The organism is Pseudomonas fluorescens, from assembly GCF_900215245.1.
GTDB lineage: Bacteria > Pseudomonadota > Gammaproteobacteria > Pseudomonadales > Pseudomonadaceae > Aquipseudomonas > Aquipseudomonas fluorescens.
Map to the genome: position 1 here is coordinate 87921 of NZ_LT907842.1, position 12888 is coordinate 100808.

At 54.6% G+C, this 12888-nt stretch carries 10 protein-coding genes; 4 read left to right on the forward strand and 6 right to left on the reverse strand.

Going from position 1 to position 12888, the window contains the following annotated elements; translation table 11 throughout:
* Nucleotides 1–169 precede the first annotated feature (169 nt).
* The 4 genes from CPH89_RS00440 (at nt 170) to CPH89_RS00455 (ending at nt 3288) form a co-directional block, all read left to right on the forward strand.
* Complete coding sequence (locus CPH89_RS00440; protein WP_053257149.1) at nt 170–502, forward strand: DUF6124 family protein; 333 nt, start codon at nt 170–172, stop codon at nt 500–502.
* Between the two features lie 330 nt (nt 503–832).
* A complete protein-coding gene (locus CPH89_RS00445; protein ID WP_053257150.1) occupies nt 833–1171 on the forward strand; it encodes a hypothetical protein in 339 nt (112 codons plus the stop codon).
* Between the two features lie 315 nt (nt 1172–1486).
* Nucleotides 1487–2320, forward strand: coding sequence for an oxidoreductase (locus tag CPH89_RS00450; protein WP_053257151.1), 834 nt, complete (start codon nt 1487–1489; stop codon nt 2318–2320).
* Between the two features lie 26 nt (nt 2321–2346).
* Nucleotides 2347–3288 carry an AraC family transcriptional regulator gene (locus CPH89_RS00455; RefSeq protein ID WP_053258013.1) on the forward strand — a complete coding sequence of 314 codons (942 nt, stop codon included), beginning with the start codon at nt 2347–2349 and terminating at the stop codon, nt 3286–3288.
* Nucleotides 3289–3739: 451 nt separating this feature from the next.
* On the opposite strand, the gene CPH89_RS00460 is transcribed toward CPH89_RS00455, so the two are convergent.
* The 6 genes from CPH89_RS00460 to CPH89_RS00485 form a co-directional block, all read right to left on the reverse strand.
* Complete coding sequence (locus CPH89_RS00460) at nt 3740–5248, reverse strand: GGDEF domain-containing protein (protein ID WP_232005423.1); 1509 nt, start codon at nt 5246–5248, stop codon at nt 3740–3742.
* Nucleotides 5249–5630: 382 nt separating this feature from the next.
* Nucleotides 5631–6113 (reverse strand): Mov34/MPN/PAD-1 family protein, encoded by a 483-nt coding sequence (locus CPH89_RS00465; RefSeq protein WP_081006391.1) that lies wholly within the window; start codon nt 6111–6113, stop codon nt 5631–5633.
* Nucleotides 6098–7765, reverse strand: coding sequence for a ThiF family adenylyltransferase (locus CPH89_RS00470; RefSeq protein ID WP_053257154.1), 1668 nt, complete (start codon nt 7763–7765; stop codon nt 6098–6100). Before CPH89_RS00470 ends, CPH89_RS00465 begins: the two co-directional genes overlap by 16 nt.
* A gap of 8 nt (nt 7766–7773) precedes the next feature.
* Nucleotides 7774–8943, reverse strand: a complete 1170-nt coding sequence (locus tag CPH89_RS00475; protein ID WP_053257155.1) for a CBASS cGAMP synthase — start codon at nt 8941–8943, stop codon at nt 7774–7776.
* Entirely contained in the window at nt 8927–9958 is a 1032-nt protein-coding gene (locus tag CPH89_RS00480) for a CBASS cGAMP-activated phospholipase (RefSeq protein ID WP_232005424.1), read from the reverse strand. Before CPH89_RS00480 ends, CPH89_RS00475 begins: the two co-directional genes overlap by 17 nt.
* Before the next feature lie 528 nt (nt 9959–10486).
* Nucleotides 10487–12508 (reverse strand): methyl-accepting chemotaxis protein, encoded by a 2022-nt coding sequence (locus CPH89_RS00485; protein ID WP_053257157.1) that lies wholly within the window; start codon nt 12506–12508, stop codon nt 10487–10489.
* Nucleotides 12509–12888 lie beyond the last annotated feature (380 nt).

Below are 12888 nucleotides of genomic sequence, written 5' to 3' on the forward strand. Positions count from 1 at the left end.
TAAGCATCATCTTTCGGACGGTCTAGTCCGTGCTTGATGGTGGCTGTGTGCAGGGCGTCCTCGGGCGCGCCGGCTTTGTGGAATTCCCCGGTCTACTAACCTGCGCACAGCTGCCACCCCTTTGTTTAGTAGCTCAGAGGTGGCGGCCCTAAAGTGGGAAATTCCAAGTATGTTCAAAGTTACGCCCAACCCTCCGAACGAACCGGACCTGAAACTCAATCAGGCTGCGCATCGTGCGATTGATCACTACCTGAATCCAGAAACCGCCCCACCGTCATCACCACCGGGTTTGTTCAGCGTTGCCGCCGACGCCAGCAGCGAAACCCTGATCACCAACAGCTACGAAACCTTTTCCTCCGTCACCGCCTTGCTGCTCGACCTGTCAGAAGACCTGACCGGGAAACAGCGCGATGTGGCGCTGGCGATTCACCAGTTGAGTGAGTTGGGGGTGTTGTTGATGGATAGACTGATGGAGCGCGAGGCCGCTGTCGCTGGCGGCTAAACGCCCAACAGTACGGCCGGAAAAATCGCCGATTTGTTGTGATGAGGTTGATGGCGAATCGGCGATTTTTTTGGTTTTGCTGGGGTATTCACGCGCGCCCTGGTGCTGAAAGCCGAAGGGAAGAAATGCATGAGGATAGGTGTGTGTTTGGCTATCAATGCTTGGGCGTGAAAAGCTGCTAATGGGCGAGAGTTGTCGGTTGCGAACGGCAGCAACCGGCCAAGAGCAGACGTTCGGAAATAGGGGGCTTCTCCCTTGTTTCTCCATCCCTGTACGCGCTAGCCTCAATGCTGTTTTAACCGCCACAAACAGGAAGAAGGCAGTCACCCTATGAATTTGGATCGTGCAAGGCAGCTGATTCATGGCGAGTTAAATCACGACTTCCCTATTGAAAGTCTCATCCATGTTCTTGAAGCAGCCATTGAGCTTATTTCTCTTCCGGACAATGACTTCTGCTGGTCAAGTTGGGAGGACGAAGCACAGGCAAAAAGAGAATTGCTAGGGTTGGTCAGTACGCTGAAGTCTGGCGTGTTACCCGAAAGGCTAAAATTTGCAGTTCTGTTTGCTCCAACCGGTCCCCTGCAAGAAGTCAGCCTCAGCAGTGGTTGGGCGGAACCCTTCCTTAAGGTCGCTGAGAAATATGATGAAGTTGAGGCATTGCTGTGGTGAGCGGGCCAAAAATACACTGAATCTCATCCGCTAAACCGCATTTACACGTGTTGTAGCTGAGCCTTCGTGTATGGCCGCTATGGGTCGTTTTCCGCCCATCGCGAGAGGCAGAAAACGTCCAATAGTGAACGTTCAAAGCAGGGTAGAGAAGTCCGTTCCCTTTCTTCCTTTGGTCTCGTTTCCTGTCATCAGGCTTCAGGTTGCTCACCGAGCACTCCGATAGAATCAGGCAATACTAAAATCCAATCCGGCATAGTCCCCCAACCGCTCTCCGCCCTAGCATGGCCTCACCTTATATCTTCAGGAGTGCGTCCCATGAGTGCAGAAAAAACCATTTTTATCACCGGCGTGAGTAGCGGCTTCGGCCAGGCCCTGGCTAAGGAAGCTCTCGCCCAAGGCCATCGAGTGATCGGCACTGTCCGCAGCGAATCCTCTTTGGCAATCTTCCAGGCGCTCTCGCCTGGTCGGGCCCATTGTGTGGTGCTGGACGTTACCGACTTTAATGCCATTGACGCAGTGGTCGCCGCTGTTGAGGATCAGTATGGCCCTGTGGATGTGCTGGTTAACAACGCGGGGTATGGCCACGAGGGGATTTTCGAGGAGTCGTCGTTGGCGGAAATGCGCCGCCAGTTCGACGTCAATGTATTCGGCGCGGTGGCGATGACCAAGGCGTTCGTGCCGTATTTTCGCCAGCGGCGGGCGGGGCATATCCTGAATATCACGTCCATGGGCGGCTATATCACCATGCCGGGCATTGCTTATTACTGCGGCAGCAAATTTGCACTGGAGGGCATCTCTGACACGTTGAGCAAGGAGCTTGCACCCTTCAATATTTTTGTCACGGCTGTGGCGCCTGGGTCGTTCCGAACGGACTGGGCAGGTCGTTCGATGCAGCGTACGCCGCGCAGCATCAGTGACTACGATGCGACTTTCGACCCGGTACGAAAAGCCCGTGAGGAAAAAAGCGGCCATCAACTGGGCGATCCACAAAAAGCCGCACGCGCGATGCTGACGATTATCGCGAGCCCCAACCCACCGGCTCACCTACTGTTGGGCAGCGATGCTCTGGCTCTGGTGCGTGACAAGCTGCACCGGACGGCGGAGAGTATTGAGCAATGGGAGACGCTTAGCTGTTCTACGGACGGCTGAGCATGAAAGGGGAGGACATAATGTCGATGCCGAAACCCGAGAGCCCGAGCACAGCGCGTATCGTGCAGTTGATGAGCCAGCTTGCACCGTTGGAGGGTTACAACCTGAGCCCGCTGGATGATGTGCGTTTTCTGCGTTCCAACCGGCCGCTGACGCGCACGCCGGTTTTGTATGAGCCGGGAATTGTCATTCTCTGTCAGGGGCAGAAACGCGGTTATCTGGGTGATGAAATTTACGTCTATGACGCCCAGCATTATCTGGTGGTGTCGGTGCCAGTGCCTTTTACAATAGAGACCGATGCCAGCGAGGCGGAGCCGATGCTGGCGATTTACCTGCGTCTGGATTTCGCCCTGGCCGGCGAGCTGATTCAGCAGGTCGATAAGGTATGGAACATAAGAGTGGCTCAGCCGATGGGCATGTACGCCTCGCCCATGGATGAACCGCTACGCCAGTCCACCCTGCATTTTCTGGAAGTGATGGGCGACCGCACCGACGCGCAAATCCTTGGCCCGGCGATGCTGCGCGAACTCTACTACCGCATCCTCACCGGCGAACAAGGCGGCACCCTACGCGCGGCAATCGCCCAGCGGGGTCAGTTCGGCAAGGTGACGCGTGCCATTTACAAAATTCACCGCTGTTACCACGAGCATCTGGATGTAGAAGACCTGGCCCAGGAAGCGCAGATGAGTGTGCCTAACTTTCATCTACATTTTCGCAAGGTGACGGATTCCTCGCCTATGCAGTACCTCAAGTCGACGCGGTTGCATCAAGCGCGATTACTGATGCTGCGTAACGACCTGACAGCGGCCAAATCGGCCTTTCTGGTGGGATATGAAAGTGCTTCGCAATTTAGCCGCGACTTCAAGCGCCTCTTCGGCCGCACACCGATAGCGGAGGTGGCATGGATGAAGCAGACGTATGCGTTGCCTGCACCGACAACCCCGTCGCCATTCGTGTCATCACACTGAGCTTCAATCAATCCTGTCTTGCCCGGCGCCAGTAGGTATGTGAACGCCGTGCTGTTTCAGTATGCGGAGAAAGGGGACGACTTTATTTACCCTGCTCTAACGTCTGCTTAGGGTCGAGGCTGTGTAAAACCGTTTTTGAGCGCGCCCGGTGTTCAAAACCGGACTGGAAATCGCGCTTCTACGCGAAACCCACCTCTGCAGACGTGCCGATAAACTTCAGATGGAACGTAGACGCGCGCACTTCAATTTTGACCAAGCGTTTTTACATACTCTGGGCCAGGAGCGGACGGAGGATTAGCGTGGGCGGCTATAGATCATTCAGCTTCTACAATCCAGGTCAGTCACGGCCCTGACTAGAAGCGTCATGCGAAGGACGACACGCACGCAAACCGCAGTGGCGCACGGGTTTCTAACTACCAAGTCTTTTCGCAGGGGCACCACGCAATCCGCTTCAAACCTGCGCAGCGATGCTGGCTTTGCTTTTGAACATGGCGGTGTCGGCCTTGAAAATCAGATCGTCCAGACCTTCGCCATCTTCCGGATACCACGCCACCCCTAGGCTGGCGCTGACCTTGATCTGGCTGTTTTTCCATGGAATGGGCAGGTCGATGGCCTTGCAGATTTCTTGGGTGATGCGCTGGATATCGCTTCGGTGATGCGCGCCGTCGAGCAGCACTACGAATTCGTCACCGCCCATGCGCGCGGCTATTTCGAACTCGCGAATATTGGATTTGATGGCCGTGCCTACGTGGATCAGGATGACATCGCCTGCCTGGTGGCCAAAACGATCATTGATCTGCTTGAAGTGATTCAAGTCGATATAGCACAGGGCCAAATGTTCTCCACGGCTCTTTGCGGCCAGCAGCTTCTGATTAGCAAAGGGAATAAAACTATTGCGATTGGGTAAGCCAGTCAGGCTGTCATAGAAGGCCAGCTTGTGTACTTCCTCTTCGGCGAGTTTGCGCAACTTGATCTCCTTGCGCAGATGGCGCTGGGCATTCAACAGAACCAGAGCGAACATCAGGACAAGCACACAGCCGATACTGATCAGCACAATGGTCTTGCGCAGCCGCTCGATGAGCTGTGGCGGGTTGGGATCGTAAATGAAGTTTTCCAGACCGGCGATATTGTCGACCATACCCAGTTCGAGGAAGGTTTCAGCCATACGTTGCCAGCGCCCTGGGTTCATATGCCCGATCTCGATCAGGTCAGACATCACCAGCGGACGCATAGCCTGAGCTTCGAATTGCAAGTGCGCGCGACTTTTCTTCACCGAATACTGATTGAGCAGCAGGTCGATGATTTGCTCGGGGTTATCCATCGCGTAGCGCCAGCCGCGCAGGGTAGCGCGGCGGAAAGCCTCGACCCGCTGTGGATGTTCGTCAATCTCGGCCTGGGTGGTGAACAGGATGTCGCTGTAGAAGTCGATCCCGTAGGTGACGGGCGAGATGATGTTGTATTCCACGCCCCGCTGTTGCAGGTAGAAGGGCTCGTTGGTCAGGTAGGAGTTGAACGCCGTCACTTTACCGCTGGCGAGATCCCCGATTTGATAACTGCTGGGTAGCAGTTGTAGTTTTTCGAGGGGTATACCCTCGCTACGGAACATCGCCAGAAAATCGGCATCGGTCTGTGCATCCATCAGCATCAACGGCTTGCCGATCAGGTCGTGCACAGTGCGAACACCTTGGTCTGTGCGAGCCACGAGCACGGAAGGTGAATGCTGAAAAATCACCGCCAGCGCTACCAAGGGCTTCCCATGCAGACGTGCGTAGAGCAATTCACTATTGGCTTCGCCGTATTGGGCGCGCCCAGAGAGCACTTCTTCGACCGGTGTGACATTGGGGCCACCTTCGTGCAAGCGCACGTCCAGTCCTTCTTCGCGGTAATAGCCCTTTGCGATGGCGGCATAGTAGCCCGCGAACTGGAATTGATGTTTCCAACGTAGCTGTACATCAATCACCTCTTCGGCGCCATTCTGTTGAGGGCCAGAACCCGCCCACACAGCCTGACCCCAGACGAGCACAAAACACAGCAGTCGACGCAGCCGAACCAGGAGAACTCTCTTCGGCGGGCCTGGCGTGTTAGAACAGCAACAGTGGCTAGGCATGGTGATAGTCCGTGAAACGCGCTTATCGTTGAGCGTGCAAAGCGTGGCGAGTCATTGTGACATCACTCATGCGGGGCCAGCAATCGCGCGCCACGCTAACCAAAGCGGCCGTTATGCTCGCTTGCGGCGTGGTTGGCGTTTGCTTCCCGACAACAGACCGCTACCGGCCAATAGCTGCCGGTGGCAACAGAATGCACTGGGCTACGAAACCTAATCACAAGTCGCCTCGGGTTTCCTAAGTACCCTCGGTGGCTGTTGTGCTGCATTTGATCAGCGCGTGGTGAACCGAGAGCCCCAGCCATATAGTTCCTGCCAGACCTAAAATCATGAACACCATAGGCTTGGTTTGACGATTTGTGATCTTGACCCACTCATTGATATCCACGCCTGAAGGAGATGGATTGATTTCTGGATGTGTGTGCCATTCGCCCAGATAGTCCATGGTCTTTTCACTAACATGCCATTGGTCCAAGGCGATTTGCTGATGATGATGAGCGGACCTGTCAAATCGGAAGCGGCGGCACCGGTCGGTCAACTGCGGAACTGTAACTTGGACGATGTGAAGGTGTGGACCTTTCCGATATCCCAGTAAAATCCCCCCTGCTTCGGTTTTGTCGCTTCGGTCTTGGCGGTACCTATCCATGGTCTGGAGAGGCGCGCCTTCTACAAGAATTTTGTGATGATGTGGCGAGGCTTCCCACACTATTGCGGTTCGCATGCAGGACAGCCCTTGATCTTCGAGAGATTTTTATTTTTCAAGCTGAACACGTCGGCGTTTGCTGTGGCGCGCGTTCTGAAGCATGGAGTAGGCGATCCCTGTAACCAGTCACACACCATCTCTGTGGCCAGTGCCGCAGCATGTAGAGGTGCGGAGACGGCGTAAGGTGTGTACGCGCGGCAGCCATCCGTTCTGCGAACAGACGGGTTTTTGAGTACCCGATAGCGTTCTTGCCGATGAGCATTGGCACTGGGAACGAGAAGGCAGCGATAGCACCCGCCGCCTTTGTCGTCAGTCCAAAGTGCTTGTACTGCCTCTCCGTTACCACGGATCCACACATGTAAAATAGGTATGTGGCTTTTTCGCTGTAATCGCAGGCCGTTAAGGAGTTCGCTGACAGCTTCCTCACCGGTCGCGTCAATTATCAACTCCGATCCCCATAGCCCTTGATGAGCAAATACGCTCCCTGTGATCGACTCAATCTTGCTGTGGGGAAACTGACGATTCAAATCTGCTGCAAGTGCAGTGGCTTTGAATTCGAAAAGTGACGGGTAGCCAAGTATGTGGCGGCCTAAATTTTCTGGCCCTATCCGGTCTGGATCAATCAGTTTCAAGCCGCCAAGTTTCCCTGTGCCTGCACCTAGGCGCAGCATTGCATGAGCGACAAATGAGCCGATGGCTCCGCAGCCCACCACGGTTACCCTTTTATTATAAAGATCTGGGAAGTGAAGGTTTCTGCTGTGAACAAACTGACTGCTGACTTGCTCGATGGATAGCCGGATGAGAGGTGTTTCTCCTCCCTTGTTGTGAAGCCATTGCCTGTAACGATTGGGGCTTCGGCCGTAGCCTTTTCTTTTTAAATGGTCCAGGTTGAACCCAAAACCAATCCAGCCGACAGGCGTGTCGATGGCAAAAGAAACATACTTGAATTTCAGGTAGTCAGGCTCAGAGAGAATTTTCTGGACGCTGGCTGAAAGAGCCTTATCCCACGTGCGTAACCAAGAAAACAATTCCTTAACAGTCCCTGGCATGGCCTTTGGTACTGCCGGGGAGATATGGGTTTTCAACAGCCAGCAACGAAGTCTTGAAGGCTTTAGCGTGCCACCCAACGACGATGCTAACGTTTCTGCTTCTTCACGGTCGCTTGAAATGAATACACGCTTCTTGCCGGATTTTTCGATGATGAAATAGTGCGCGCACAGGTCTTTTTCGGTCGTGTGTCCCATGAGGACGTCCCATGGGGCGCTCGTCTGGCCATATTCCCAATGAGCGGGAAATTCATCTTGAATGTCACTGTCTCGGTACTGGGGTTCCGTAGCGATTCGATCGAGTATCGCCGTCGCTTGGTTGAGGCACTGCAACACAGCGGTCGCGGGATCGTATCGATCAAGCGTTACGGAGCCGGGTGCGAAGTAGCAGAGATTACCCAGCACATCGATGTGCGGCATCAGTTCAGGGAGGAAATCAGGACGATCAAATATGCAGATCGCGGGATAGCTCAGGAAATCCCAATCTTTGATTGTGAGTTTGACTGACACGTCGCCTTTTTTACACGCCAGCCCCCCTTTAAAGGCACGCACCGGTAGCTTGGCAGCTACCGGTGTAAAGCCACGAGCTCTGAGCGCCCGTAAGGTTTCGCCTAAAGCGCTCATAGGGTTCCTCAGCCTGCACTACTGGACAGAACGACGGGTGGGGCTACTTTTTCTGGAGCGGTGTTGCGGATCGCATCCGCTTCACCACCCACCTCAATCAGTGTGGCGTCCCAGGGCATTCGGCTGCCGAACTGGGCTCTCATTTGAGTCACCGCTTGGCCTTTTTGATGCTCTCGCATCATCCGGCTTTCGTAGATTGCGGTTCCCAGTTCGGCAAAACGACGCGCAGCAATTGCACGGTCAGGCCCCTCAAGGCGGTTGAAATCCTCTTTCTTGTCATCTATCCCGGCTTCCCTTATCTCGCCCTTGAAGACAACACCCAAATGTTTGGATGCTGCTTCAGTTACTAGGTCATCGCGACCGGATTGGGCAACAAAGTTCTGGGCAACTGCAATCATTATCGAGACGGATGTTGGGCCGCCGTTATCCCAATGCTCGTCCCGCCAAGCCTTGAGGTAGCGACATACTCGACGCAGTTGTTCGCCATGCTCTTCGACGCGGTCTCGAAACCAGTTTGCTACTGCTTCCGGATCAGACTCACGCCATTCACCACTACGAGTAGCCATTGCAATATGGTCAAGATCTTTCCACTGCTGCGACTGATAGCTTTCATCCATGGCACGGGCATTTGCGATGTGTTCCATGCCATCCAGCATCGCTTTCTCAAGCGAGACCCGCTCGGTAATGGTCTCGAACTCTTCTTCCGGTGCAGCGTACAGGGGAAGGTCGATATGGGCCCAGTCGGCAATTTGAATACGTATGCAGGTTTTTTTGCCAGTGATCAGATCCCATTTCTCTGCTTTGCACAGGTCTTTCAGCAGCTCTTCGACCAGAGAAAAGTATGCTTTGGCCATCTGGTGGGGCGGACCATTTTCCTCCCATACAGTGACAGGGAGGTAAACACCATAATCCCAGTCCATTTCTTGAACTGGGGACTTGGCAGGCACGACGCACGTGTTATAGGACCAGGACCCTTGAGTTCTGAATCGTGGTTCCACCACATGCTCCATGCCTAAAATAGTTTTTGTAGCTGCACGAATGCGTGGCTTCAAATGTTCGCGAACCTTGTTTTTGCATTCCATCAAGAACTTGCGCTGCTCTCGCGTAGGTGCAATTCGATCCTCAAACACATTGGCGTCCGCGCCACCCTTATGGAAGAGCTTATTCAATTTCAGCATTTTCACGACTCCCTTGGGTAGCGTTAGGGCCATAGAAGAACTGCGGCGGTGATGACCGGTGAGTAAGGAAAGGTTGAAACTCATCCTTCCCCAGCCAGAACTTGGATTGCTCAGAGGCGGCGCCCAGCAGGGCCTCTTTTGCGGGGCGGTCTGCTTTATCGAGCGCGACTGCGCTAGCGCGCTCGTCAGTTAAGGTTTCGTCGATATGGATGTAGCGGCCAGGAAGACGGTGACGAAGCATAAAGTCGCTCAGCGACTCAAGAACTGATATGGATAGTCCAAAGAGGCGCTTGGGCGTATTTGTGGGGTTGATGCCTCCCCAGTCATAGGTCCCCCCATCACGATTGCGGCCGGGGTTGGCGGTGAACTTCGAAGACATGGTACCGATGGATAACAGGTGCACGGTCTCGGAAGGTTGACGGAAGAAAGTCTGCGCTTCGTGGTCGGCTAACAAGCCTGGAGCATTGGCATACAATCCTCCATCGACGTACTGGTTGTTATTGAATGTGTGCCGAGGGAAATAAGCAGGAGCGGCGCTCGTGGCTAAGGCGATGTCTACCAGCCGAAATTTATGGTCGCGTTTGAAGCTAGGATGGTGTGAGGTCTTGAAAACTTGAGGCTGTCCGCTCGAGTAGTTGATTGCCGGGATGAGCACTGGATGTTTGCAGTCGCCCAGCGTGCGTTGACCGAAGAGCGACGGAGCACTGAGCAGGCTCTGCAAAGGTTTTGCAGAGTACGGTGCTCTCAGCATACCCATCAGAGAGAATCGCCGTTTGAAGATTTCTTCCCCATGCTCAACAAACAGATCAACCATAGTCTTCGCAGGAATACGGGAAGCGATTGCCAAGGCAAGAATACCTCCGATAGAGGTGCCTGCTATCAAGTCAAATCGGGTAGCTATGGGCGCCCCAATCTCCTCCTCTAAATCCGCGAGAATCTTGGCTGTGTACAGCCCCCTAAAACCACCACCCGATAGCGCTAGAATCTGAAAGCGCTCTTGCTTCGATTCAACCACAGTACTTCTCCTCGCTAGTGGATAGTGGGCAAGACGCATAGTTTTGATCCGTCATGCTCAAATCTCCAAAAAGCACAATATATGGGCTTATCTGCTAATTAAAACACAACATAGTGTGGTTTTACGGCACTTGCAAGGCTTAAGCCTGTGGATAACTTGTTAGTATGTATATGGATACAGTCTATGAGCCGCAGCCTATATGGGCTGAGGCCTTCAAGAGAAAAAACTTTGGATCCGAAATTTTTTAAGGACGTCGCTGTGGATAATTTTTGACGCCTGAAAATCGACAGGGATAGTTGTGGATAACTTATGGCCTGCTGACCCTTGCACCACCAGACGGACGGGCGAGATTTTCATTTTTCAGAGGTTTCAGTTGAGCGCGAGCGCCTAACTTAGGTAATGGCTGGCCATTTCAAATGGCAGCTTTTGGCCGATTGCAGACTGTCATGAACGACTGCGATCGACCCAGAGTGTGTAAAAACGCTTTATTGCGAATGAGCGTTGTAGCCCTGGCGACTCGGCTTGCGCCTACGCATGGGTGAGCCCGGTCAACGTATCCGCAATGGTTTTAGTGCGTTGCGCCGTACCCTCGGTCGCGCGGCTCGACGCCTCCAGTGCATCGAGCATTTCGCGCAACGCGCCGACGCCGGTGGATTGGTCTTCGATCTGTTGGGCAACGCGCTGGATCTCACTGGACAGCAGGTCAATATCCACGCCGATTTCCGCCGCATTCTTACGGGTGATTTCCGCCAGTTTGCGCACTTCATCCGCCACCACCGCAAAACCCCGGCCCAGGTCGCCCGCGCGCGCCGCTTCAATGGCGGCGTTAAGCGCCAGCAGGTTGGTCTGCCCGGCGATCTGCTGGATCACCTGCACAATCGACTGGATACGCAAACTCGACCCGGCCAGCGTGCGCGCACCTTCTACCGCCACATCCGCCTGGCTGGAAAGCCCTTCCACCGTTGTCCCGGCCTGGGCAGACACGGCGTTCTGCTGGTCGATCGTACCCACCAGTTCATCCATCGACGCGTGCAACTCACCCGAGTAATGCTTGAGCTGCGCGGCGATGTCCTCCTGCTGACGCTCGGCATGGGCCAACACCATGCCTAAGTCTGCCAAGCCTTCGAACACCGGCAGGATATTGCGGTCCAGCCCACGGGTATTGAGGGTATTGCTGAAGTCATTGTTCTTGAACGCGGTAATCTGCTTGACCACCACATGGTTCAACCCCGCCAACTTCTTCACCTGGCGCCGTAGGAAAAATGCCTTGAACTCGCCGTAATGGGCGATGAAATTGTCCACGTACTCATCACTGAAACTCGCACCCTTGGCCACCCGAAAGAAGAAAATCGCCGTCAACGTCTGATTCAGGTTCAAGCCCAAAATCTCCCCAAAGGTCGAAAAACCCGCCAACGGTACATCACCAAAAATGCCAGCCATGCTGCCCAGCTCGGCGCCGTTGTTCAGCCGGCGCAAAATGCAGTCATTCAAAATCCCCGCCACCGGCTGGCCACCCTTGCCGCGCAGGAACTGCTCATAGTCCAGGCGCGTCGCCTCACGCAACGGCGTACGCCGCACCATCACCAATTCCTCGCCCGGCGCCACGTCGCAAAACAACTGCACGATCTGCTGCTCATAATCGATACGCGCGATGGATCGTACAAACAACTCACTGCCCACCCGAATCGCAAACGAATAGTCCGCCAGCTTCGACTCCAGCGCCTGGGGCGCGCAACTGAAAGCATCACACAGTGCTTGCACCATGCTCTTGATATTGCCGTTGCTGTCGATCACCTGGTCAATCGTGCGGTCCTCAACCGATGCGGTCAGCACACTGAAGGTCAAATCCGCCGGTTTAAAGTTCTGGCTCTTGAACACCCCAAATCGCACATGCGCCGCCGTCTTCAGGAACACAATCTGTGCATGGTTCTGATAGCTGCGCTGACCGTCATGAATCAGCGTCTTCTGGAAATCCGACTTACCCCCGGCCGATCCCCCTACAAACAAACACGGAAACCGCCCCGACTCATAAAGCGCCTCCATAAAAAACGACTCCGACGCCGACAACCCGTCGAACACCACATACGCCAACGTATCGCGATGATCAATCGACGTGCGTACCTGCACTCGCTTGATATTGGACACCAACTTGGCAATTCGCTCCTGCATTCCCAACCGCTTACCGCCACCGCGAATGTCCTCACACTCCAACGGCACCATCGCCACCTCGGCCGAGGCGATCAGACTGTCGTCGAACAACTGCAACACGATCCGATCCCAGCGATCGCCGGTGGCGCAATACAACGAATTGGGCGCATTGCAGAGTTCGCCGGAGGTGGTGCAGAGGCTGATGGTGGATTGGGGGAAGCGGCGTTTGAGCTTGGCGGCGATTACGTCGATGTCCAGATGCGGCGAGATAAAGCCGGTGATCAGGGTGGGGGTGATGCGTAAGGCAGTGAGTGCGGCGTCCAGGTCGTTGGCAGTACTGGTGAGCGTGGCGGTGCCTTGACGATCGGCCCGGGCTTTTTTTAGAAGGGAAAGTGGATTCATGTGGTGGACTCGATCAAGGGTGGGCAGGGATAGGCATGCGATTAGTAGGGTTATCGGCAGGTTGGGTGGGGGCTGGAGGTGGGATGTGACGGATGGATGCGGTTTTAGGGAGTCTCGCCGTCATAGAGCACGCAGGCTTCTCGGACGGAAAAAATTATGGGGCTGAATCCTATGTTTGGCTGTTATTGAATCGCCCCTGATTTTGTAGAGTGTTGAATGACTGCTTCTGGCCGATTTCTGCCGTTCGTGACAGGCAGCAACCGACCAATAGCAACCCCTCGTAAAAATGGCTGACGCCTCGCTTCCACGAGTGGCAACCTCCCCAAACAGCCCCATCGACACGTTACAAACGACGCCCTGATTTCCTTGCAGATCTAGTC

What these genes read in the sequence shown, in the direction of transcription:
- CPH89_RS00440 (WP_053257149.1), top strand. Translation starts at nt 170, where the DNA reads ATGTTCAAAGTTACGCCCAACCCTCCGAACGAACCGGACCTGAAACTC.
- CPH89_RS00445 (WP_053257150.1), top strand. Translation starts at nt 833, where the DNA reads ATGAATTTGGATCGTGCAAGGCAGCTGATTCATGGCGAGTTAAATCAC.
- CPH89_RS00450 (WP_053257151.1), top strand. Translation starts at nt 1,487, where the DNA reads ATGAGTGCAGAAAAAACCATTTTTATCACCGGCGTGAGTAGCGGCTTC.
- CPH89_RS00455 (WP_053258013.1), top strand. Translation starts at nt 2,347, where the DNA reads ATGCCGAAACCCGAGAGCCCGAGCACAGCGCGTATCGTGCAGTTGATG.
- CPH89_RS00465 (WP_081006391.1), bottom strand. Translation starts at nt 6,113, where the DNA reads ATGCGAACCGCAATAGTGTGGGAAGCCTCGCCACATCATCACAAAATT.
- CPH89_RS00470 (WP_053257154.1), bottom strand. Translation starts at nt 7,765, where the DNA reads ATGAGCGCTTTAGGCGAAACCTTACGGGCGCTCAGAGCTCGTGGCTTT.
- CPH89_RS00475 (WP_053257155.1), bottom strand. Translation starts at nt 8,943, where the DNA reads ATGCTGAAATTGAATAAGCTCTTCCATAAGGGTGGCGCGGACGCCAAT.
- CPH89_RS00485 (WP_053257157.1), bottom strand. Translation starts at nt 12,508, where the DNA reads ATGAATCCACTTTCCCTTCTAAAAAAAGCCCGGGCCGATCGTCAAGGC.